The organism is Agrobacterium sp. D14 (assembly GCF_001526505.1).
Lineage (GTDB): Bacteria > Pseudomonadota > Alphaproteobacteria > Rhizobiales > Rhizobiaceae > Agrobacterium > Agrobacterium leguminum.
Genome location: NZ_ASXX01000024.1, coordinates 1 through 23,520 on the forward strand (window position 1 = coordinate 1; position 23,520 = coordinate 23,520).

At 58.6% G+C, this 23,520-nt stretch carries 21 protein-coding genes; 6 read left to right on the forward strand and 15 right to left on the reverse strand.

Annotation, left to right across the window (positions count from 1 at the left end; all coding sequences use genetic code 11):
• Positions 1-83: 83 nt before the first annotated feature.
• The 4 genes from L901_RS15565 to L901_RS15580 form a co-directional block, all read right to left on the reverse strand.
• On the reverse strand, positions 84-1,130 hold the full coding sequence (locus tag L901_RS15565) for a LacI family DNA-binding transcriptional regulator (RefSeq protein ID WP_183044103.1): 1,047 nt from the start codon (positions 1,128-1,130) through the stop codon (positions 84-86).
• Between the two features lie 193 nt (positions 1,131-1,323).
• Positions 1,324-2,811 (reverse strand): HlyD family type I secretion periplasmic adaptor subunit, encoded by a 1,488-nt coding sequence (locus L901_RS15570; RefSeq protein ID WP_059758385.1) that lies wholly within the window; start codon positions 2,809-2,811, stop codon positions 1,324-1,326.
• A complete protein-coding gene (locus L901_RS15575) occupies positions 2,808-5,012 on the reverse strand; it encodes a type I secretion system permease/ATPase (RefSeq protein WP_245289659.1) in 2,205 nt (734 codons plus the stop codon). Before L901_RS15575 ends, L901_RS15570 begins: the two co-directional genes overlap by 4 nt.
• Before the next feature lie 138 nt (positions 5,013-5,150).
• Positions 5,151-7,478: an MAP7 domain-containing protein gene (locus L901_RS15580; RefSeq protein ID WP_156430055.1), complete on the reverse strand. Its 2,328-nt coding sequence runs from the start codon at positions 7,476-7,478 to the stop codon at positions 5,151-5,153.
• A gap of 143 nt (positions 7,479-7,621) precedes the next feature.
• Here L901_RS15580 and L901_RS27095 point away from each other — a divergent pair, with 143 nt between their 5' ends.
• Positions 7,622-8,071: a hypothetical protein gene (locus tag L901_RS27095; protein WP_147401542.1), complete on the forward strand. Its 450-nt coding sequence runs from the start codon at positions 7,622-7,624 to the stop codon at positions 8,069-8,071.
• A 200-nt stretch (positions 8,072-8,271) separates the two neighbouring features.
• Here L901_RS27095 and L901_RS15585 read toward each other — a convergent pair whose 3' ends face one another.
• The 9 genes from L901_RS15585 to L901_RS15625 all read right to left on the reverse strand — a co-directional run bounded on the left by L901_RS15585 (position 8,272) and on the right by L901_RS15625 (position 17,332).
• Positions 8,272-9,057, reverse strand: coding sequence for a TIM barrel protein (locus tag L901_RS15585; protein ID WP_059758394.1), 786 nt, complete (start codon positions 9,055-9,057; stop codon positions 8,272-8,274).
• An 8-nt stretch (positions 9,058-9,065) separates the two neighbouring features.
• Positions 9,066-10,076 (reverse strand): Gfo/Idh/MocA family protein, encoded by a 1,011-nt coding sequence (locus L901_RS15590; RefSeq protein ID WP_059758397.1) that lies wholly within the window; start codon positions 10,074-10,076, stop codon positions 9,066-9,068.
• A 10-nt stretch (positions 10,077-10,086) separates the two neighbouring features.
• Positions 10,087-10,983, reverse strand: coding sequence for a sugar phosphate isomerase/epimerase family protein (locus L901_RS15595; protein ID WP_059758400.1), 897 nt, complete (start codon positions 10,981-10,983; stop codon positions 10,087-10,089).
• Positions 10,984-11,030: 47 nt separating this feature from the next.
• Complete coding sequence (locus tag L901_RS15600) at positions 11,031-11,939, reverse strand: sugar ABC transporter substrate-binding protein (protein ID WP_059758402.1); 909 nt, start codon at positions 11,937-11,939, stop codon at positions 11,031-11,033.
• Between the two features lie 128 nt (positions 11,940-12,067).
• A complete protein-coding gene (locus tag L901_RS15605) occupies positions 12,068-13,009 on the reverse strand; it encodes a sugar ABC transporter substrate-binding protein (RefSeq protein ID WP_059758405.1) in 942 nt (313 codons plus the stop codon).
• Between the two features lie 278 nt (positions 13,010-13,287).
• On the reverse strand, positions 13,288-14,316 hold the full coding sequence (locus tag L901_RS15610) for a LacI family DNA-binding transcriptional regulator (protein ID WP_059758408.1): 1,029 nt from the start codon (positions 14,314-14,316) through the stop codon (positions 13,288-13,290).
• 400 nt (positions 14,317-14,716) lie between these two features.
• The gene (gene pcaF / locus L901_RS15615; protein ID WP_059758409.1) at positions 14,717-15,922 is read right to left on the reverse strand and encodes a 3-oxoadipyl-CoA thiolase; all 1,206 of its coding nucleotides are present in this window, start codon (positions 15,920-15,922) and stop codon (positions 14,717-14,719) included.
• Between the two features lie 10 nt (positions 15,923-15,932).
• Positions 15,933-16,628, reverse strand: coding sequence for a CoA transferase subunit B (locus L901_RS15620; protein WP_059758412.1), 696 nt, complete (start codon positions 16,626-16,628; stop codon positions 15,933-15,935).
• Complete coding sequence (locus L901_RS15625; RefSeq protein WP_059758415.1) at positions 16,625-17,332, reverse strand: 3-oxoacid CoA-transferase subunit A; 708 nt, start codon at positions 17,330-17,332, stop codon at positions 16,625-16,627. The genes L901_RS15620 and L901_RS15625 overlap by 4 nt, the downstream gene beginning before the upstream one ends.
• A 136-nt stretch (positions 17,333-17,468) precedes the next feature.
• Between L901_RS15625 and L901_RS15630 the strand changes: the two genes are divergently transcribed.
• A complete protein-coding gene (locus L901_RS15630; protein ID WP_059758463.1) occupies positions 17,469-18,230 on the forward strand; it encodes an IclR family transcriptional regulator in 762 nt (253 codons plus the stop codon).
• Here L901_RS15630 and L901_RS15635 read toward each other — a convergent pair.
• Positions 18,200-19,123, reverse strand: a complete 924-nt coding sequence (locus tag L901_RS15635; protein WP_059758418.1) for a helix-turn-helix domain-containing protein — start codon at positions 19,121-19,123, stop codon at positions 18,200-18,202. The two genes, L901_RS15630 and L901_RS15635, sit on opposite strands and share 31 nt — an antisense overlap.
• Positions 19,124-19,239: 116 nt before the next feature.
• On the opposite strand from L901_RS15635, the gene pobA reads away from it, so the two are divergent.
• Positions 19,240-20,412 carry a 4-hydroxybenzoate 3-monooxygenase gene (pobA, locus tag L901_RS15640; RefSeq protein WP_059758422.1) on the forward strand — a complete coding sequence of 391 codons (1,173 nt, stop codon included), beginning with the start codon at positions 19,240-19,242 and terminating at the stop codon, positions 20,410-20,412.
• Positions 20,413-20,530: 118 nt separating this feature from the next.
• Here the strand turns inward: pobA and pcaQ are convergent, their stop codons facing one another.
• Positions 20,531-21,466 carry a pca operon transcription factor PcaQ gene (gene pcaQ / locus L901_RS15645; RefSeq protein ID WP_003519800.1) on the reverse strand — a complete coding sequence of 312 codons (936 nt, stop codon included), beginning with the start codon at positions 21,464-21,466 and terminating at the stop codon, positions 20,531-20,533.
• Positions 21,467-21,560: 94 nt separating this feature from the next.
• On the opposite strand from pcaQ, the gene pcaD reads away from it, so the two are divergent.
• The 3 genes from pcaD to pcaH are packed head-to-tail and all read left to right on the forward strand — an operon-like array spanning position 21,561 to position 23,518.
• Complete coding sequence (gene pcaD, locus L901_RS15650) at positions 21,561-22,358, forward strand: 3-oxoadipate enol-lactonase (protein ID WP_059758425.1); 798 nt, start codon at positions 21,561-21,563, stop codon at positions 22,356-22,358.
• Positions 22,359-22,361: 3 nt separating this feature from the next.
• Entirely contained in the window at positions 22,362-22,781 is a 420-nt protein-coding gene (gene pcaC, locus L901_RS15655; protein WP_020009036.1) for a 4-carboxymuconolactone decarboxylase, read from the forward strand.
• Positions 22,778-23,518, forward strand: a complete 741-nt coding sequence (gene pcaH, locus L901_RS15660) for a protocatechuate 3,4-dioxygenase subunit beta (protein WP_003505508.1) — start codon at positions 22,778-22,780, stop codon at positions 23,516-23,518. The genes pcaC and pcaH overlap by 4 nt, the downstream gene beginning before the upstream one ends.
• Positions 23,519-23,520: the final 2 nt, after the last annotated feature.

Below are 23,520 nucleotides of genomic sequence, written 5' to 3' on the forward strand. Positions count from 1 at the left end.
ATTCCGGCTCAAGGCCGGAATGACGGGAGAATTAATCGTCTGGAGTTTGTTCAGCGGTCAACACAAGACGATACTCCAACACCTTACTTCGGCGGCGGCGCGATGCTGCCCCTTAACACCAGCCGACAACCGAGTTCCAGCCGGTGCGCCGGGCGGGTGGGATCGGCCGCCACAAGCCGCTGCTCCAGCAGCGCAAGCGCCGCCCCGCCCAGCCTGTCGGCGGGCAACTGGATGGTGCTGAGCGGCGGCGCACTGAAGGCCGCCGGCATGATATCGTCAAACCCCAAGACCGAAACATCGTCAGGCACCCGGATTCCAGCTTCCGTCAGGGCCTTCAGACAGCCAAGCGCCAGATTATCGGCGGCGCAGAAGATCGCCGTGGCGTTTCTGAGCGGCCGCTGTTCGGCCAGCAGGCGGCGGATGGCGGCCTCGCCCCATTCCGGCTCATAGCTCTCCACCTCGATGACCATATCGGCGGGAACAGTGAGACCCGCCGCGAGATACGCGTCGCTATAGCCGTCATATCGGCGGCGGATCGTCGTGCGCCCTTTCCAGGTGATATGCAGAATATTGCGATGCCCGAGAGACAGCAGATGTTCGATGCCGAGCCGCGCGCCAAAACGGTTCTCGGCGGTCACCGTATCGACGATCATGGCCGGGTCCTCGCCATTGATCAGCACCACCGGCCGCGCAAGCGCAGACAGCGCCTCAACCAGTTGCGGCCTGTCATCGTTCAGGATCACGATACCGTCAACATTGTCGGCATCCGCCGCCGCCGCCACCGCAACCGGGTCGAGCCGGCTCGTTGTGCTGACATAGGGAACGATGCGAATGCCGCGCCGCTCGCATTCGCGCCGGAAGCCGTTCAGCATCGTCCAGCTGACCATGTTGAGATCGCTCTGCGGTGCGGCATCATTGGTCATGGCCAACAACACGACACGCAAAGTGGCGATCGTCGCCTTCTGTCGCCGGTTTTCGAGATAACCGAGCGTGCGTGCCGCCTCCAGCACCCGCTCGCGAACCTGCGTGGTCAAGGGTGCGGTGCCATTGATGGCGTGCGAAGCCGTACTCAGCGAAACATTCGCCTCCCGCGCCACGTCCTTAAGCGTCGTTTTCCTGTCTATTTTCATAAAGGGGAAATTCAACCACTCTACTTCGGACGGTGCGGGCAGAAAGCCTGCCTTACGCAGTCGATCTGAAGAATACCCGTGCCTGTTTGCTGCTCTCTCGTCGCCGGAAGACTACAGCATCATCCGTAAATGCGGAATTGATTTCTCTAGGTTTTTCGAGAGCTCCATACGCTGAACGGAGCAGATTTCGAAATCATCTTTCTTTCATCGCTTCGGATGCAATTTCTGTCAGCGGCGAGAACAAATACTCCAAAATTCGTCGTTGTCCGGTTTTGATTTCAACAGTTACGCTCATACCGGGCGTAACCGGAACAAGCCGACCACTGATTTGCATCACGCTATCCTGAAGGGCGAGAGTGACAGGGAAAACAAGATTTTGTACTCTTTGAGCGTTGCCAGTAGGAACAGCGGACTGGGTGGTTTGCGCTATCGTTGACTCGAGATTCTGGGCGTCAGGTTCTGGAATTGCATCCGAGGAGATATGCTTCACCTCTCCTTTCAAAACGCCAAAACGGGTATACGGGTAAGCTTCGACCTTGATGATAGCGAGCTGCCGCGCCTCTACGAAACCTATATCCTTGTTTGGAAGATATGCTTCAATCTCCAGAACCGAATCGAGTGGGACGATACGCATTAACTCGGCATTCGCTGTCACAACCTGTCCCACGGACGTGATGGATGAAAGTTGAACGACACCGTCAATCGGAGACCGAATTTGAAGGCGCTCTCTTCGGCTTTTTATTTTGATTAACTCCTGTTCCAATTCATCCTTGGCGCGCTGCGCCTCCAGCCAACGGTTTGAATTCTCGGCGGATGCGGTTTCAATGATCTTTTCGGCTTCTGCTATAACCACATTCACTTCCGCTTTTGAGCCACTTAGTTGCGCCAGCTTATCGGCCAATGCCGACTTCGCCTCCTGATACTCCTGCGTAGCATCGAAGACTTCGACCTGAGAGCCTACGCGAGATTGAAGCAGTTGCGACCGCATATTGACCCGTTGCTCAAGGGTTCCGACGAGTTCACGTTGAAACGCAATTGCCTCTGTCAGCCCAGCGATCTCATCTTCCTTCTGCCGGCGCTGGGCAACCAGACTACGGATATTGGCCCATACACCCCGAAGATCGGCCTCCAATACGGCTTGCTCACGAAGACGGATCAGATCCGGAATATTGACGGGAACAGCGAGGACTGGATATGCCGACAACGCCGGCTCTTGCCATAGGCTTGTTTTCAACCTCACTAGTACTTCACCAAAAGAAGTACGCCGCAGAATTTCGGCTCGAAGAGTATAAAGGCTGCTCGATTTCGCGGCCTCGTCCGCCCTCGTTTCAGTATCATCGAGTTCGGTCACAATATCGCCGGCCTCGACAATATCCCCATTGCCAACGACGACTGAGCTGGTCTTTCCATGCTCAAGGGATTCTATGATTTTTACGCGCCCGACTGGTTGAATCTTGCCCTGCGCCGTCGCTACGATATCAAATTTGCCAAACCATCCCCAAGCCAGCAGGGACGTTGCTAGAACGCAGATGAACCATAAAAATGCTATCCTTACGGGCGACTGCGGCGTCTCCAATACTTCTAAAGCCGCCGGGAGAAACTCCAGATCCCGACGGTAGACCGCTTTGTTCTTTTTACCGGGTAGCTTGGCGCGACGAGTGAATCGGGTCTTGAGCTTCACGCAAAAACACTTCCGCTCTGAAGATTCCAGAGATGGGCATAGGTCCCGGTGGGGCGAGCAAGCAACTCCTCGTGTGTCCCCTGCTCGGTGATGGCGCCGTCCTTCATCCCGATGATGCGGTTACAATAACGAACAGTGGCCAGTCGGTGAGCTATGATGATGACCGTGCGCCCCCGAACGATATCGCGCATGTTCTGAAGAATAATACGCTCGCTTTCATAATCCAGCGCACTCGTGGCCTCATCGAGAATAAGTATAGGCGGATTGGTTGCCAGAGCGCGCGCCAGAGCTATCCTTTGCCGCTGACCGCCCGAAAGATTAGCGCCACGTTCTTCGATCATCGTATCGTAGCCGCGCGACAGCTTCGTAATAAACTCGTCTGCGCCAGACATTCGCGCCATTCGGATTACGGTGTCGCGGGACATTGCCGGATTACTGAAAGCAATATTCTCATGCACCGTGCGATTGAACAGCATGTTTTCCTGCAACACCACGCCAATATGACTTCTCAGCCATGCGGGGTCGGCTTGAGAAATGTCCTGCCCATCCAGAAATACCTGACCGCTGTCGGGTAGGTAGAACCGCTGAATAAGCTTTGTGAGAGTAGACTTTCCAGAACCCGAGGCTCCGACGATTCCCACGACTTCGCCGGGCCGAATAGAAATATTGATATCGTTCAAGACATTTGGCGTATCTGGCCGATAGCGGAAATTGACCCGTCTGAACTCCAATGCACCCCGAGGCGGCGGCAGGTTGATAGGATTTTTGGGTCTAGGTTCCGCGGGGGCGTTTAAAATGTCCGCAAGCCTCGAAACCGATATCTGTACCTGCTGAAAATCCTGCCATAATTGCGAGAGGCGCAGGATCGGCTGCGACACCTGGCTGGCAATCATATTAAACGCAACGAGCGCTCCGACACTCAATTCGCCATTGATAACGGATTGCGCCCCAAACAGCAGCAAAGCCGCACTTGTGACTTTGTTGATATATTGAATGGCGTTTTGCCCCTTTGCAGCAAGCATGGTCGCACTGAAAGAAGAACGCACATATGCCGCCAGCCTTTCTTCCCATTGGGCGGAAACAACCGGCTCTACCGCCGAAGCCTTCAGCGTTTGGATACCGACGACAGTCTCCACCAGCAATTGCTGGCTATAGGCGCCTCGATCGAATTTCTCATCGATGCGCTCTTTAAGAAATGGCCGGATCAGAATTCCGATCCCTATATAAAACGGTATCGAGGCAACCACGATCCATGCCAAGGTGGTCGAATAACAAAACAGAACGAATATGAAGACACCCGTAAAGAGCAAATCGAGACCCGAGAACAACCCCTGCCCCGTCAGAAAATCGCGGATGGTCTCGAGTTCCCGAATACGCGCAACGGTTTGGCCGGCAGCCCGCGTTTCGAAGTAGCTCAGGGGCAGGTTCATCATATGACGAAAAAGCCTCTGGCCAAGCTCGACATCTATACGATTGGTGGTGTGGGACAGGGCATAGGTTCTGAGATATTGCAGGATGACGTCAAACAGTCCGAGAGCGACGAGTCCGATAACCAGAACGATGAGGGTCGAATAGCTTCTGTGGGCCAGGACCTTATCCACCACGACCTGAAAAAACAACGGCGTTACAAGTGCGAAAATCTGCACGAAAAGAGAGGCGACCAAAACGTGGCCAAATGCTTTGCGGTACCGGAACAGGGATGGAAGAAACCATCGGAAACCAAAAGTGTCTTTGGAAACGCCCGGTCCCGCGAACCGCCGTTGCACCAGTATGAAAGCCCCGTTTCCCGCCTCCAGCAATGTTGCGATATCCATCTGGCGAACCGCCATACTTACGGGATCGGCAATGTTGTGCATGCCGTTGCTTGCGGTTCCGAGATACAAGCCATAGCTGCTATCGATAAAGCAGGCGATTGCCGGGACTGGCAGAGACGCAATGCGTTTTTCCGATTTGGCCTGTATCAGCCTCGCCTTCAAACCGATATTTTTTGCCGCTCTCAAAATATCCCGGGAATGTGACCTGCCGGGAATGGCGAGTTCATGTGTGAGCCTCTTGGGGTCTGCGGCTATACGGTAATGTGAGGCGATCGCGCACAGCGCGACAAGACCGCCATCATGTTCAATTTCGAAAGCCTCTGTGTCGGCAGCTTTTCGTTCGTTACTAAAATCGACGGTACCCTGCATGGCTGTATTCTGTTTCATCGGATTTTCTGGGTTATGACACTGCCACGTTATGTGGCCGATGCCTGAGCTGCACTCGATGGCTGCCCCGATATCGACTGGCGTGCGTTTTCGAGACGCAGCTGCCAGTCGACGTTTCCGTGAACCTTAAAGGAGACCTTACGAAGCAGGCCTATAAGCGAGCGCGACGTCTCCGACGAGAATGGACGTGCCGTCTATCCGTTTCGCAGAGCTCGTGCCTGCGATCAGCGACCCATCCGGAAACGCTTTCGCGTCCTGTTCGGAAGGTAGAAGATCGATGAAGGCAATACCCTCAGCCTCCATCGTACTAAGCTCGCCGTCGTCGGCGGTACCGTTCTGGTTGAAGTCCTGCCAGATGCGGAACTCGCTCCATCGAGCGTCGCGATTGTCGAGAATATTGTCTTGATTGGTGTCAAATGCAAAACGGAGACCTTCGAGATCGGTTACCGGACGACCGGTATCGTCAATGCCTTGCGCTTTGAGTTCGGCCAATCGCTGCTCTTCCGATTTCCAGAGTGAGAAAGCGACTTCTTCCGGCCGATTGATTTTGCCGTCGGGTCCGGGCGCGCCGGTATCGGCACCGAGGTCGATAGTCAACAAACCATCGCTCGGGCCTACCCACGCGGTTGCATCTCGTTTGCCGTCACCGTTCCAATCGAAAACCGGATGTGAATCTTCCGTCCCTTCAACAACTGGCAAAATCCGCAGGTCTAATTCACCATCCCCATTCATGTCCATAACCACAGGAAAGCCTTTATAGCCGGGGCGCCATTGTGATGGAGGATTTGGGCGTGGGGTGGGGACGGGGCCTGGACGTGGCTGCGGGACAGGCATTCCTGGAGCTGGGCGCTTCCCGTTACCGGTACCAGGTATCCGAATGCTGTCCATTTCTCTTCTAAGCCGTTCTTGTTCAGCGTCTCGCCGAGCCTGATCTGCAGCAGCTTGTCTGCGTTGTTCCTCGGCTTCGCGCTGTCGTTGGAGATCCCATTGCCGTTGGCGCTCTTGGCTCTCTTTTCGTGCTTGTTCTTCTTGCCTCAGTCTCTCCTGATGGCGCTGCATCTGCAATTCGTTCTGGCGACGTGCTTCCTCGAATGCCAGCCGGTCGCGCTCTGCCTTTGCAGCAGCCTCCCGCCTCATTGCCTCGGCGCGTGCAGCCTCCTGCCGTGCAGCTTCGGCTCTCGCAGCCTCCTGTCGTGCAGCCTCGGCTCTCGCAGCCTCCTGCCGTGCAGCCTCGGCTCTCGCAGCCTCCTGTCGTGCAGCCTCGGCTCTCGCAGCCTCCTGCCGTGCAGCCTCGGCTCTCGCAGCCTCCTGTCGCGCAGCCTCGGCTCTCGCAGCCTCCTGCCGTGCAGCCTCGGCTCTCGCAGCCTCCTGTCGTGCAGCCTCGGCTCTCGCAGCCTCCTGCCGTGCAGCCTCGGCTCTCGCAGCCTCCTGTCGCGCAGCCTCGGCTCTCGCAGCCTCCTGCCGTGCAGCCTCGGCTCTCGCAGCCTCCTGTCGTGCAGCCTCGGCTCTCGCAGCCTCCTGCCGTGCAGCCTCGGCTCTCGCAGCCTCCTGTCGCTCAGCCTCAGCCTTCTCTGCCGCCTGCCGTTCCGCCTCGGCCTTTGCTGCAGCCTGCCGCTCAGCCTCGGCCTTCGCCTGCCGTTCGAATTCCGCCTTCAATGTCTTTTGCTGTTCACGCTGAACTTTAATGGCTTCATCCAGTTGCGCTACGAAATCTTCAAAAGGCTTCCCGAGAATTTTCTCTGCCAAATCCCCAACTATACCGAGTGCCATACGTGCTTCATGCCCCAAGTTTATAGCGGTATAGTAGTCAGCTCTGTAATTTCTATTGTTGTAGTCGGAAAACCATTTGGCTCTAGCTTCGTTGAGGGCATTTTCGTACTTCCGGATCGTTTCCTTAGCATCTATGAACCGACGGGAAATTTCATTAAAAGTCAGAGCATTAAACAGGGAATCTTGCTCAATTGGCCGGAACGCCGCCTCCCCCGTTCCGTTTGGACTATTTGCGATGCTCTTGAGAGCGTTAATCTCGTACTGGCCAGTATATGACGTTGGGAAATTTGGACCCTCGGGATCAATTACCGGCGTCTTTATACGTTCACTTTTTTTCCCCGGCTTAATGTCGATTTTATCCCCAATTTCCTTTTGTTTTCTTTCAAAGTCATTTTTCAATAATTCGAGATTTTTAATGGTTTTTTTATGCTCATTTATTTTATCACCTAATATACCAGAAGGATCATCTACTATATTTGTAACATTATTAAGTCCATCAATAAATTTCTTAACGTTTTCGTATATATGATCAACAGTCATCTTCGGGCCATCTGGCCAATATGACCCGTCTCCAGTCAGGAGATATTTTAGTCGCCCATCGATCCAGTTATGAACACCTACCCTATCCTTCTCAGCCAAGGAGAATACTGTTGTTCCCGGCAATGGAGGTAGTGGCGCAGATTCAACCTTAGACATAATCTTCTCCAAACAATAATAATGACTCGCCCATCCGAAATAATATATATAATAATAAAACTAAAAATACGCATTAATTTCACATCAATACGTCAATGTGAGACATTTACACCAAATAAAATAAATAACAAAGGAGAAATTTTATGAATATAAGGTCATTATCAGCAATTTTATATTCAATAATTATTATTTTATTATTTAATAATAATTTATTTTCTCAAGAAAATATAATAAAAATACAGTATATAATTAATATAGATGGAATAAATACAAAAGGAACGACATTTTGTTCACGAGAAAAAATTTGCGACATTAGAATAGACCCCTTAATTAGCCTATCTTTCTATTTATCGGGGTTCAATGATGATTTGTTGTTTAATCTAAATTGCTTTAGAAGCTCCTGTTTACTACAAGACGGCTATGCAGAGCCAAAAGATTCGATCGTAATAAAGGTTCCAGAAACAGAAAAACATGAAGAACTTAATAGTAAATTTAAAATATACTATGGGATAATGACTAAATCACTTGAGTACAGGCCAAGAAGATACGCTGGAACTTTGATGTTAAAAATATCTTCGGCGATGGAACGCTAACTCCACGAGGGCGATGACTTAAAATGGATAAACATCCTCTACTAGGCAGGCGCCTAAATGCCGACAAGTTTCCGCCTCCACACCGCCAGCGAAAGAGCAAAATATGGGAGACTTTGTCGCTCGGAATAATCCGCCATCGGATTCGCCTCAAACCGTCCATAAAGAACGCCGCCCGCAGCGAACCGCGGGCGGCGAGGCGGTCAGAGCGCCTGGGAGATATGGTCGATGCTGCTCTTTACGGCAGCGGCCGGATCCTTCAGTTCATGCACTTCCGTCGCGAAGGGTTCGAAGCTGTAAGGTCCCTTGTAACCGGCCGCCTCGAGCGTCCTGATCTGGGCGATATTCTCCAGCCGGTCGCCGCCATCCACCAGAACGCGGTGGGCGTCGAGCATGTCGGCTACGGAGACGGCAGGACCGATCACGCCGGAAATGTGGACCAGCCCCGTTCGCTCCGGGAAGAACTCCGTCTCGCCAGCGAGATGGTGGTGGAAGGTGTCGTGCACCAGCCTGTAGACATCGCCGCCACCGGCCGCATCGATGGCCCTGATCGCTTCGGCCTTGGTGCGCAGCGACGAGACCGGGAAACCGAGCGGCTCGACGAAACCGATCAGGCCGCGTTCCTTAAGGATCGGTTTCATGGCCTTCAGCGCCGTGACGAGATCGTCAAAGGACACCGGCGTACCGTCGTTGAGCGGGCACATGACCAGCGCTTTCGCGCCGCTTGCCGCCGCATAATCGGCCATCGCGACGGCCCGCGCAGGCAGGTCGCCCGACCAGACGTTGAAGGGATAAAGCGCATTGATCGAGATGATCGTCACGCCGGCCTTTTCGGCCGCCGCCTTCACGGCCGCCGGCTCAACCGTGCCGACGATGTTCGGCAGGTCGTTGCGGATTTCGACTTCGGTAAGGCCGAGTTCGCGGGCTGTCGCAAAGAACGCCTCAAGGGAAAGCTTCGGGGCGGTGATGTGGTTGATGGCAAAACGCATGAAAGACCTCACTGATAAAGGGCGGGACGGGTGGGAAGCTCGATTGCGACGGCTGCCCCGTCCGTTTCCTGCGCGGCCACGCAGGCGTCGGAGGTGATGGCGGCCACGTAGCCGTCCCACGCGTTGGGTCCCGATGCCGTGCCCTTCGCCGCCGCATGGATGAAGTCCTGCAATTCGACATCGTAGCTGGCGATGAAGCGGTCTTTCCAGTCGGTAAGGATATCGTTCTGCAGCTTGGCACCGAGGCGGGTCTGTACCGACATCGGCTCCGGCAGGCTGGCAATGCCGTCTTCGCCTACCACCTGGCACTGGATATCATAGCCATAATGGCAATTGACGAAGATTTCGACGTCGATGATCGTGCCCTTCGCCGTCTCCAGAATGACGATCTGCGGGTCCTTCAGCCGCGCATGGCTTCTGGCCGCCGAACGGGGAAAGAGAACCCGCGCCGAAACATAGTCATCGTCGAGCAGCCAGCGCAGCACGTCGATTTCATGGATCATCGTGTCATGGATCGCCATCGGGGTGACATATTGCTCCGGAACCGCCGGGTTGCGGTGGGCGGCGTGCACCATGATCGGCGCGCCGATCCTGCTATCGACGGCCTGTTTCAGCGCCACGTAACCGGCGTCATATCGGCGCATGAAGCCCACCTGAACCAGCCGCCTGCCATGAGCCACCTCGGCGTCGACGATGCGTCTTGCGCCTTCCGCCGTTGTCGCCAGCGGTTTTTCGCAAAAGCATGGCTTGCCGGCGGCGATTGCCGCCAGCACATATTGCTCATGCGTGGCACCCCATGAGGTGACGAGCACGGCATCCACGTCAGGCGATGCGATCAGCTCTTCGCCGGTGGCGAAAACGACGGCATCCGGGGCGATGTCGTTTTTGACCGCCTCGGCCGAGGCGCGGTTGACGTCGCTGAGCGCAACGATCTTCGCGCCGCCCAGAACCTTGTTGATACGGCGGGCGTGATCACGCCCGATTGCGCCGGTGCCGACGACACCAATTCTGACAGTCATTTGAAAAACCTCATTTCCAGTACTTGGCGACGTATCGCCGGGTTTCGCTGAGCATGAACCGCGCGCTTTCATCGACACGATCTTCCCAGGCAAACACGCAGTTCGAGAGCACGCCGTCGAATTTCATGTCGGCGAGCGTCGCAAAGAAGGTCTCCCAGTCGATCTCGCCCTGGCCGAAATCGGTGTGCTGGTGCACCCTGACCTTCGAGCCGGGGGGATTGACGATGTAACGCAGCTGCGACGACTTGTTGTGGTCATAGGTATCGGCAAGGCGCACATGCACGAGATGGCCCTCGGTCGCACGCAGGTTAGCCACCATGTCCGGCCCGTAAAAGAACGTGTGCGGCGCGATGAAGGAGGCCTTCACCGCCTTGGAATTGATGGTCTTGATGATGTCGATGGCCGGCGCGATCTCCTCGATCCAGTCTTCGGGATGGGCCTCCAGCGACAGCAGCAGACCTTCCCGTTCGAGGATCGGCACCAGAATATCCATGGCGCGGAAGAACTGCGCTTCGCAGGTTTCCGGGCGATGCAGGCCGGAACGGTCGTTAAGGCTGCGATCCGGCGAGCCGCCGCGGCCGAATTCCGAAACGAACATCGGGCATTCCATCTCGACGGCTATCTCGATGGCGCGTTTCCAGTTGTCGATCGCCACCTCCCATTCGTCCGGATAGGGGCTTGCCCAGCGATACATCGGTTGCAGCGTCGCAAGGCCGACACCATGGTCCTTCAGCGCCTTTTTGAATTCGGCGACGCGTTCGGGATAGACCTTCGGCCGGGTCCACCAGGAGAGGAAATCCGGACGGGGTGAAAGTTCGACGTATTCATAACCGAGGTCTGCGACCTTGCGGCAGGTCTCGGCCAGCGAAAGGTGCCGGAACATGTGGGGGTCGAGCGTATGTTTCATGGCTGTTTCCAGTGGAGTGATAGATGGACCGGGGCCGAAACCCCCGCTTATTTGGCGTAGGCGGACATGTTTTCCGGGGTGACGAGTTCGAAGGGCACCCAAAGCGTCTTCTCAGTGCTTTGCCCGGCAGCGGCCTTCACCGCCGTCTGAACCGAGACCTCGCCCTGCTTCGTCGCATTCTGGTAAACGGTAATGTCGAGATCGCCGGCCTGCATGGCGGCAAGGCCGTCCGGCGTGGCGTCGATGCCGGCGATGACGACATCCTTCATGGAAACGCCCGCCGCCTTCAGCGCCTGCGCGGCGCCGATCGCCATTTCATCATTGTTGGCGATGACGGCATCGAACTGGATGCCCGCCGTCAGCCAGGAGGAAACGAGGTCCTGCGCCTGCGTGCGGCTCCAGTTCGCCGTCTGCTTTTCGAGGATTTCGATCTTGCAGTCCGACCGGGCAAACACCGTTTCCACATCCTTGGTGCGCACCAGCGCCGCATGGTTTTCCAGAGGTCCCATCAGGATCACGGCCTTGCCCTTGCCGCCCATCAGCTTGCAGGCGGCTTCCGCCTCCATGGTGCCGGAATCGAGTTCGTTGGAACCGACGAAGGCCGTGCCGTCAGGCAGGCCGGTTTCCAGTTCGGCCGGCGGATGATTGACATAGACGAGCGGGATTTTGGCGGCGGACGCGGCCTTGGTGATCGCCGAGGTGGCATCGCCATCCACGGCATTGACGATGATCGCATCGACGCCGTTGGCGATGAAATTCTGCACCTGATTGAGCTGTTTCGAAGGGTCGAGCTGGGCGTCCTCCACCAGAAGCTCGATATTCTTTTCACGCCCGGCCTCAGCCCTGATACCGTTCAGCAAAATCGTCAGGAACGGATTGTCGAACGATGTCATGGAGACCGCAACACGGGTCTCGGCAAGGGCGGGCGTTGCGAAAATGCAGAGCGCCGTCGCCATCAACAGGTTTTTCAAAGTCTTTCCTCCCGCGGAAAACCTCCGCTGGTTCAATCGCACTGATATTGCTGAAGCCGGAATATCCTCCCCCCGCCTTCAGCGTCTTCTGTCTGTCACGTCATTGTCAGGCCTCAGTTCTTGGCCTGATAGTCCTTGAGGTTTGCCGGTGTGACCAGTTCGAAGGGTACGAAAACCTTCTTGTCCACCGCATCCCCCTTTGCCAGTTTCAGCGCCGTATCAACCGCGCCCTTGCCCTGGCCGGCGGCATTCTGGAAAACGCTCACATCCAGCTCCCCCGCCGCCATGGCGGCAAGCGCGTCCTGCGTGGCGTCGATGCCGGCGATGATGACGTCATCCATCGACCGGCTGGCCGCCTTCAGCGACTGTATCGCGCCGATGGCCATTTCGTCATTGTTGGAAATCACCGCATCGAACTGCACCCCGGCCGAAAGCCAGTTGGTCATTAGGTCCGAGCCTTGCGTGCGCGACCAGTTGGCGGATTGTTCCTCGACAAGCTTGATGAAGCTGCAATCGGGCGTCGCCACCACATCCTTGATATCCTGCGTGCGCATGCGGGCCGCCTGGTTGGAAAGCTCGCCCATCATCACCACCGCCTTCGCTTCCGCCTTGCCGGCCGCCTTCAGCAGGCGGCAGACTTCCTGCGTCTGCAGGGTGCCGGACTGCTTTTCATCGGAGGCAACGAAAGCCTGTTTTTCCGGCAGGCTGTCGAGGTTGACCGGCTGGCGGTTGACATAAACGAGCGGAATGCCGGCGGCAGCGGCAGCCTGCGAAAGCGCCACGGTCGCATCCGTATCCACCGGGTTGACGATGATGGCGTCGACGCCGGCGGCAACGAAGTTCTGCACTTGGCTCAACTGCTTGCCGACATCGTTCTGCGCATCCTCGATCTGCAGCGAAACGCCGCTCATGCCCTTGGAATAATCGATCATGCCGTTGCGCAGCACGGTCAGGAAATTATCGTCGAACAGGGCCATCGAAACGCCGATGGTTTCCGCCGAGGCGGTCGTCGCCAGCATGGTGGCGAGCGCTGCAATCGCGAAATGTCTTTTCATGTTGTTCTCCTCCAAAACCCTTGAAAAGAACCGGCTGCACGGTTCAGCGCCCATCGCGCCGCCACCGTTTTCCGGCAAAAAATACCCGTCGCCGCGAAGACAAGTCCGCAGCCTGAAGCAATCTGAAACATCGTTATTATCGTGGATCAGCCTCCTGCCCGCTCCACACGCAGGCAAGATTTCCCAGTCCCGGCCCGGCGTCAACGGGTCAGCGGCAACCGAAACCATCAAGGCTGATAGAAAGAGACGCGGAATTTATGATAGAACCTATCAAACCATCAAAGGCTTTCAGGAACCCACAGATGGGCGGGTACAAACCGCTGTCCCGGCGTTTCCGCCATGCCATGTTCGATGCTGTGAACCATGGTGGCGATGAGGTCCGCGCATAATTCACGGAGCGGCGTCTGGAATATGCCGCTGATACGCTTTTCCAGCAGCGCCTGACGGGATTCGGGCGTCAGTTCATTCACAAGACAGACGATGGCCTCCTGCCGGTTTTCCTGCTGCAGGGCCTCGATGACGCCTTCCATGCCGCCGCCGATGCAATAGATGCCGACCAGATCCTTGTGCTTGGCGATGGTGTCCATCACCAGCTCATAGGTCAGCCGCCGCGTTTCCAGCGTGATCAGCGCATCCATCACCTCGAATTCCGGCGCATATTCCCGCATATAGCTGCGAAAGCCGGTCTCGCGCAGCGAATGACCGTGAAAACGGTGGCCGCCGAGCAGCAAAAGCACCTTACCCCTGCTGCGCGCCAGCCGCGAGATCATCCAGGCCGCCGTGCGCCCGACTTTCATGTTGTTGGCGCCGAGATAAGCTTCCCGCACCCCCTGCGCGAAATCCGAAAGCAGCGAAAATGTCGGAATGCCCTTCGCCTTCAGGGCCTCGACGGCGGCGGTGACATCGTGATGGTCCGGCCCGGTGGCCGCCACGGCCTGCACGCGGCCCTTCATGCCCGTCAGAAGGGCCGCAAGCTCGCTCGGCTCGCCCGACTGGGCGAATTCGATGCGCAGATTGAGATGGCGATCCCGGACGTTGCGCGCCGCAAGCTCCAGCTCGTCGGCAAAGGTCTGGTAGAAGGCGTGCCGTTCCTTGCGCAGGATGATGCCGAGACTATAGGACGGCAGATCGGCCAGCATGCGCTGACGAATGATGTTGGTGGCGTGAAAACCGATCTTCTCCGCCGCCTCGAACACCCGCCGCGCGGTTTCCTCCCGCACCGGCAGGCGACCGTTCAGCACCCGGTCGACGGTGGCGACGCTGACGCCAGCGGCTGTCGCAACATCTGTGATGGTCGGACGTTTCATGCGGGCACCCCCCTAGACGGAAAGATTTCTGTCATATCTCGCAAAACATGTCACGGACCATGATGGAATCCAACGCATGCCGGAGGATTTCGTCAGGGAAGGCCATGGAGGTGAATATCAGGCAGGCGCCGAATTTGCGAGATCGGCATTTAAAATGCCGTTGCCTCCCTCATCTCTGTGCTTGTCACAGAGATCCAGCCAGCCCAAATCCTTGGGCTGAAAAGACTCCCTTCGCCGCGCAGACGCGCGTCAGCTAGATTCCTGTGACAAGCACAGGAATGAGGGAGGTACCAAGGCGAGAGAATCGCCACCTGATTGCCGGACTAGCAGAAGTCACTCAAGAAGAAATCGAGGCAGCGGCATTCGCACCGTTTTGACGAGGCCGAATGCCGCCAGACAATCAGACCCGTTCCAGCGCCACGGCGATACCCTGCCCGACGCCGATGCACATGGTGGCGAGCGCAAGACGTTTGCCGGTCAGCGAAAGTTCGAGCGCCGCCGTGCCGGCAATGCGCGCACCGGACATGCCGAGCGGATGGCCGAGCGCGATGGCGCCGCCATTGGAATTCACCCGCGCATCGTCATCCGCAATGCCGAGCTGCCTCAGCGTCGCAAGACCCTGGCTGGCGAACGCCTCGTTCAGCTCGATCACGTCGAGCTGCTCCTGCTTCAGCCCGAGCCGGGCCAGCAGCTTTGCGGAGGCCGGGGCCGGGCCGATGCCCATGACGCGCGGCGGCACGCCGGCGGCGGCACCGCCGAGAATGCGGGCAATCGGCGTCAGTCCGTATTTTTTCACAGCTTCCGCCGATGCGACGATGAGTGCGGCCGCGCCGTCATTGACGCCGGACGCATTGCCCGCCGTCACCGTCGCGCCATCGCGCCTGTTGACAGGCTTCAGCTTCGCCAGCGCATCGAGGCTGGTCGCACGCGGGTGTTCATCCTTCGAGACCACCAGCGGATCGCCCTTGCGCTGCGGGATGGTCACGGACACGATTTCCCTGTCGAGGCGACCATTGGCCTGCGCATCAGCCGCCTTCTGCTGGCTGCGAACGGCGAAGGCGTCCTGATCCTCACGGGAGACCTGATAGTCAATGGCGACGTTATCGCCGGTCTCCGGCATGGAATCGACGCCATATTGCGCCTTCATCAGCGGGTTGACGAAACGCCAGCCGATGGTGGTGTCGTAGATTTCGGCATTGCGCGAAAAGGCGCTCTCCGCCTTCGGCAGAACGAAGGGCGCGCGGCTCATGCTTTCGACGCCGCCAGCGATCATCAATTCCGCCTCGCCCGATTTCACGGCGCGGGCGGCTGCGATGAGGGCATCCATGCCCGAACCGCACAGCCGGTTGATCGTCGTTCCGGTCACCGAAACCGGCAGGCCGGCGAGCAGCAGCGACATGCGCGCGACGTTGCGGTTATCCTCGCCCGCCTGGTTGGCGCAACCGAAGATCACATCTTCGATCGCTTCCCAGTCGACGGACGGGTTGCGCTCCACAAGCGCCTTCAGCGGCACCGCGCCAAGATCGTCGGCCCGCACCGAAGAAAGCGCGCCGCCGAAGCGGCCGATGGGCGTGCGGATATAGTCGCAGATGAATGCGTCGGTCATCGGTTTTTCCTTAAAGTTCCGGGGCGACGAGATCGGCGACCTCGCCATCGACCGCCAAAGGCGCGCCGGTCATGGCCTGCAATTCATCGAACGTCATCGCCGGCAGTTTTTCACGCAGCACGAAACGGCCATCCACCACGTCGATGACAGCATGGCTGGTATAAATGCGGGTAATGCAGCCAACGCCGGTCAGCGGAAAAGCGCATTTTTCAACGAGCTTCGGTTCGCCGTTCTTGGTCACATGTTCGGTGATGACGAAGACTTGCTTGGCGCCATGCACCAGATCCATGGCGCCGCCGACGGCCGGGACGCCCTTGGAGCCGACACGCCAATTGGCGAGATCGCCGTTCTGCGCCACCTGATAGGCCCCGAGGATCGCCACATCCAGATGCCCGCCGCGCACCATGGCGAAGCTGTCGGCATGGTGGAAGAAGGCAGCACCCGGCTTCAGCGTCACAGCCTTCTTGCCGGCATTGATGAGGTTCCAGTCCTCTTCGCCTTCCGGTGGCGCTTCGCCGAAATTGAGGATGCCGTTTTCGGTATGGAAGATCGCCTGACGGCCGGGCGGCTGGTAACGCGCCACCATTTCCGGAAAGCCGATACCGAGATTGACGTAAGCGCCGTCCTCGATGTCCTGCGCCGCGCGCCATGCGATCTGGGCGTTGGAAAGCTTGATGTCTTCGCGGGTGTCGATGGTCTGGGTCATGCGTAGGCTACTCCCGCACGAATGAGGACTTCTTCCTGTTGCGGATCGGGGATTTCCACGACGCCGTTCACGAAAATGCCGGGCGTGACGACATGCTCCGGATCGATCTTACCGGCTTCGACGATCTTCGAGACCTGCGCAATGGTGGTCTTTGCGGCCATGCACATCAGCGGGTTAAAATTGCGGCCCGCCTTGTTGTAGGTAAGGTTGCCATAGGTATCGCCAAGCTCGGCCTTGACGATGGCAAAATCGGCTTTCAGCCAGTGTTCCTGCACGTAAGAGCGGCCGTCGAATTCCGCGATGACCTTGCCTTGCGCCAGTTCCGTGCCGAAGCCGGTGGGGGTGTAGAAGGCCGGAATGCCGGCACCGCCGGCGCGGATGCGCTCGGCAAGCGTGCCCTGCGGCACCAGTTCCAGCTCGATTTCGCCGGCCAGATATCTGTCTGTAAAGGCACGCGGATCGGAAGAGCGCGGGAAGGAGCAGATCATCTTCCTGACCATGCCGGCGTCGATCATCGCGGCGATGCCGATGCGGCCGTTGCCGGCATTGTTGTTGATGACCGTCAGGTTCTTCGGGCCCTTGTCGATCAGCGCATGGATCAGCTCGATGGGCGCGCCGGAGCCGCCGAAACCGCCGATCATGATCGTCGCACCGTCACCGATGCCGGAAAGCGCCTCTTCCGCGCTCTTGATTGTCTTGTCCATTAAAACCTCCATCCAGCCGGACGGATGGAACCCGCAAGGCTGCCTGACCGTGAGGTAAATCCGAAACCGCCTCGACGGCAAGGATTTTGTGCGTTATATGATTTTTGTTCGTATATCGCACAAATGGAGCTTCGACATAGCCGTCAGCGAAAGAGACATGATGGGCGGTCTCGCCAAGGGATTGCGGGTCATTGAGGCCTTCAGCGCCGAGCGGCCGCGCCTGTCGATTTCCGATGCCGCCGAGATCGCCGGGCTGGACCGCGCCACGACGCGGCGCTGCCTGCTGACGCTTTCGGAACTCGGTTATGCCGCTTATGACGGCAAGTTCTTTACCGTGACACCGAAGGTGCTGCGCCTCGGCACCGGCTGTCTGGCCACCATGCCGCTGCCGCGCATCGTGCAGCCGCTGCTCGACCGCCTTTCCGAAGAGATCGGCCAGAGCACCTCCGTTTCCATTCTGGATGAGACCGAGATCGTTTATGTCGCCCGCGCCGCCCAGCAGCGGGTCATGTCGATTGCGCTGATGCCGGGTTCGCGCCTGCCCGCCTATTGCACCTCCATGGGCCGCGTTCTTCTTTCGGCGCAGACGGCCGAGCGGCAGCGCGACATTCTCGAAGCCTCCCGGCTGGTGGCGCGCACGGAAAAGACGATCACCAGGATGGACGCCCTGCTCACCGAAATCGAGGCTACCGGCCATCGCGGTTATGCGCTGATCGATCAGGAGGTCGAGATCGGCCTTCGCTCCATCGCGGTGCCGCTGAAAACCATGCGCGGCCAGACCGTGGCCGCCCTCAATGTCGGGCTCGCCGCCTCGGTCGCCTCGATGGAAGACCTCGTGGAGCGATACCTGCCCGCCCTTCTTGCCGTTCAGCGGGAACTGGCAAGAATGCTGGTCTGAAGCGGCACCTGCCGCGCGCCGGAATCTCCCATTTTCCGCTGCTCCGCCAGCCGCCAGGCACGCGGGGTCATGCCGGTCTCGCGCTTGAAGAACCGGTTGAAATAGGCCGGATCGGCAAAACCCAGCCCCTCCGCAATCATCTGCACGCTGGAAACGGTAAAGATCAGCTCCTGCTGGGCGATCTCGATCTGGCGTTTGGCGATCAGCCGCTGCAGGCTGAGGCCGGAAACGGAGCGGACCAGACGGTTGAGATGCGTCTCGGAAAGACCGAGCTTTTTCGCGTAAAACTCCGCCTTTTGCGGCTCGCGAATATGGCGTGCAATCAGTGACAGCAAAAGTTCGAAACGCTGCTCCGCAAGACCTTCGCCGGTTCCTTCCAGCAGCGGCCGCGCCGCCCGCGCCAGAAGCGCCGTCACGATGGCTAGCTGACCTTCGATGATGGCATCCCGGCCTGTCTCGCGTGTTTCATATTCAGCCGAAATCTGTTCGAACCCGCTGCGCAGGCGTTCGCCATCGGTAAAATCCCGCAGCGGCAACAGGATAGGCCGCTGGAAATTCCGCAGCAACAGCGCCTGCACCGATGCCGGCAGGGCGCCCGGCAGCACGGTAACGATCACCCCGCCAATATCGCGCGAAAACCGGAAGCCGTGTTCGAAACCCGGCGGCACGACAATGGCGACCGGCGGGCGGATCGCCTCGATGCGACCATCCAGCAGCGCATCGCCCTCGCCGCCCCAAATGTACAAGATTTGCTGAAAGGCAGCGTGACGGTGCAGGCCGATTTCAAAGCGGTGAAGGCTGCTTCTGGAAAAAAGCGTCTCGCAATGAAAGCGGAAATCAGTGCCTTGCACCGCTTCTTCGCCATACAAACCCTCACTCGCAGCAAGCCGCATGTTCCTTCGCTCCTCCGCACAATGGTCGGATTGTGCAATTTGCCGATCAGAAAGTCCATTGAGCTTGCCGCATCCTTGGTCAATTTCTTGATAGGAGACAAGTTCGGGAGGAAACAATGCGCACCCAGGTCGTCATCATCGGCTCCGGCCCCTCGGGGCTTCTGCTTGGCCAGCTTCTGGGCAGAGAAGGCGTCGAGACCGTCATTCTCGACCGGGTCAGCAAGGATTACATTCTCGGCCGTGTCCGCGCCGGCGTGCTGGAAAAAGGCACGGTGCAACTCATGGAAAAGGTCGGCACGGATAAGCGCCTTCACCGGGAAGGCCTGCCGCATGACGGTTTTTCGCTGACCTTCGACGGCCGCGACCACCGTATCGATCTCTTCGACCTGACCGGCGGCAGCCATGTGATGGTTTATGGCCAGACCGAAGTGACCCATGACCTGATGGATGTCCGCGAAGCGGCAAACCTTGTGACCATCTACGACGCCGGCAATGTCGAACCGCATGATTTCGATGGCGCAAGCCCCTATGTCACCTATCAGAAAGACGGTGTAACCCACCGTATCGATTGCGATTTCATCGCCGGCTGCGACGGCTTTCACGGGGTGAGCCGCAAATCGGTGCCTCAGGGCGCGATCAAGGAATTCGAGAAGGTCTATCCTTTCGGCTGGCTCGGCATTCTGGCCGATGTGCCCCCCGTCAACCATGAACTCATCTATGCCAACCACCCGCGCGGTTTTGCGCTCTGTTCCATGCGTTCGCACACCCGCAGCCGTTATTACATTCAATGTTCGCTGGAGGACCGGCCGGAGGACTGGAGCGACGAGCGCTTCTGGGACGAAATCCGCCGTCGCCTGCCGGAAAACCATGCGGATGTGATGGTAACCGGCCCGTCCTTTGAAAAATCCATCGCGCCGCTCCGGTCCTTCGTCTGTGAACCGATGCGGTTCGGAAGGCTGTTTCTGGCCGGAGACGCCGCCCATATCGTGCCGCCGACGGGCGCGAAGGGTCTCAACCTTGCCGCCAGCGATGTGCATTATCTGAGCGAGGCGCTGATCGAATTTTATCGCGAGAAGTCCGAGGCCGGCCTCGACGGCTATTCCCAGAAGGCGCTTTCCCGCGTCTGGAAGGCCGTGCGCTTCTCCTGGTGGATGACGACGATGATGCACCGCTTCCCTGACACGGGAGATTTCGGCCAGCGCATTCAGGAAGCGGAGCTGGACTACCTCGTGCAATCGCGCGCTGCTTCCACCGCGCTTGCGGAGAATTATGTGGGGCTTCCCTATTAGGGGCCACGCCACTTGTGTCGACGTCATCCTCGGGCCTGTCCCGAGGATCTGCAACGTAGCGATTTTACTCGACGTGATTAGATCCTCGGCACAAGGCCGAGGATGACGTCGAGTGTGTTCACCCTTCAGCCCTCCCATCCAGCAACTCGCCCGCCGCCTCGCGAATAGCCTGCATCAGAAGAGACAGCGGCAGCGAGGGCTGCGTATCGGCCCTCACCGTCAGCCCCACCGGGCCGCTGGTATCGCCGGTCTCGACGGGCAGGATTGCCAGAATACCATCCGCCACATCGGCCGCCACCACGCCTTCCGAGATGATCCAGATCGCATCGCTGGTGCGCAGGAAGGCGCGGCCGAAGGCGTCGGACACGGTTTCGATGCGGATCGGCAGGGCCGGCACGCCGTTGGCGATCAGGAACTGCTCGACGACGGGGCCGATGACCGATTGGCGTGTCGGCATCAGCACGGGATATTCATGCAGGTGATCGAACACCGAAAGGCCGGGTGACAACAGCGGGTGGCCGGCGCGCACCACGAAGCGCACCTTTTCCGAATAGAGATGCTCGAAGGAAAAACCCGCCATTTTCTGCGGTGCAGCCAGACGGCCGACAACAAGATCGAGATCGCCGACGCGCAACTGCTCCAGCAGAACGGCGTTTTCGCCTGTGACGATCTTCACCGGGCTGCCGGTTTTTTCGGCCAGAAAACCGGCCATCGCCTTCGGCATGATCCGCACCGAAACCGTGGGCAGAGCGCCGACCCGCACCGGCGGACCGGCGCGCGCCGCCTCCTGCGATACCGAATCGACCGCCTGCCTGAGCGCCGTCATTGTCGCGCCGGCATGGCGCAGGAACACCTCGCCATAACGGCTGATGCGGATGCCGCGCCCCTCCCGGTCGAACAGCGAGACGCCGAGAATATCTTCCAGTTCACGGATCGTCTTCGTCACCGCCGGCTGGCTGACATGCAGGATTTCCGCAGCCCGGATGACGCTTTTCTGCCGCGCCACCTCCACGAAAGTCTGCAGGTGGCGGAACTTGATACGCTGATCGACCATCGCTCATATAATCCACAGGTTATGATTTTCATCGATAATGTCATTTTACTTAACCGGAACCCGCTTGCAATATCCCCGGCAGGAGGAGCACATCATGCATTTTCTGCGCTGCGGCGAGACCGTGATCCATTACCGCGTCAAGGGATTGGACACAGGCAAGCCGGTCATCGCCTTCATCAATTCGCTCGGCACCGATTTCCGCATCTGGGATGCGGTGATCGAAGCGCTCGGCGATGATTATGCGTATGTGCTGCACGACAAGCGCGGCCACGGGCTCTCGGATGTCGGGCACGCTCCCTATTCCATCGACGATCACGCCGGCGATCTGACCGCGCTGCTCGACCATCTTGGCGTGAAGAGCGCGATCATCTGGGGCCTGTCGGTCGGCGGCCTGATTGCGCAGGGGCTTTATGCCCACCGTCCCGATCTGGTGCGCGCGCTGGTGCTCAGCAACACCGCCCACAGGATCGGCACGGCCGAGATGTGGAACGCCCGCATCGACAAGATTGCCGCGGACGGCCTCGTCTCGCTGGTGGATCCCGTGATGGAGCGCTGGTTCACACCCGCCTTCCGCAAGCCAGACAATGCCGCCTATGCCGGCGCGCGCAACATGCTCTCGCAACAGGCGGAAGCCGGCTATAGCGGCACCTGCGCCGCCATCCGCGATGCGGATTTTACCGAAGCCGCCGGGCGCATCGCCGTGCCGACGCTTTGCGTGGCGGGCGATCAGGATGGCTCCACCCCACCGGAACTGGTGCGGTCGCTCGCGGATCTCATTCCCGCAAGCCGTCTCGTCACCATCGCCGGCTGCGGCCACATTCCCTGCCTTGAACAGCCGCTCGCCTACGCGCAGGCAGCCTCCATTTTTCTCAAGACCTTGCCGGAGCATTGACCGATGGCGGACCATATCGACAAGAACGAACGTTTCGAACAGGGCATGAAAACCCGCCGCTCCGTGCTCGGTGACGCCCATGTCGACCGGGCGCAGACCATGACGTCCGGTTTCGACCAGCCTTTCCAGCAGCTCATCACCGAAGCCGCCTGGGGAACGGTGTGGTCGGGCAACCACTGGACGAAACGCGAGCGCTCGATGGTGACCATCGCCCTGCTCGCCGCACTCGGGCAGGACGAAGAGCTGGCCATGCATGTGCGCGCCACCGCCAATACCGGCGCCACCGAGGCGGATATTCGCGAGGCGCTGCTGCATGTGGCGATCTATGCCGGCGTGCCCGCCGCCAACCATGCTTTCAAGATCGCCAAGCTTGCCCTGGCCGGTATGAAAGCCGATAGTTCCAGCGAGGAGGAGACGAAATGAGCAACCAGCCGCCCGAAACCGGGCCGTTCTTCGCACGCAACCGCGATATTCACCCGCTGGCCTATGCGCCCGGATACAAGACCTCCATCCTGCGTTCGCCGCAACGCGCGCTGATTTCGCTCGAGGGCACCAAGAGCGAAATCACCGGACCGGTCTTCGGCCATGGCATGCTGAACCCGCTGGATAACGATCTCATCCTCAATTATGCCCGCCCCGGCGAGATGCCCGTCGGCCCGCGCATTCTGGTTCACGGCCGGGTACTGGACGAGCGCGGCCGCGGCGTGGATGGCGCACTGGTGGAATTCTGGCAGGCCAATGCCGGCGGTCGCTACCGCCACAAGAAGGAAAGCTATCTCGCCGCCATCGATCCGAATTTCGGCGGCGTCGGCCGCACGATCACGGACGAGAACGGTTATTACTGGTTCAAGACCATCCAGCCCGGCGCTTATCCCTGGCCGAACGGCGTCAATGACTGGCGGCCGGCCCATATTCATTTTTCCGTCTTCGGCCACGGGTTCGCCCAGCGGCTCATCACCCAGATGTATTTCGAAGGCGACCCGCTGATCTGGAAATGTCCGATCGTCAAGACCATTCCGGATGAGGATGCGATCAGAAGACTGATCGCGCCGCTGGACATGAATGCGACCCTGCCGATGGACATGCTGGCCTACAAGTTCGATATCGTTCTGCGCGGCCGCCGCTCGACCCTTTTCGAAAACCGCATGGAGGGCAACTGACC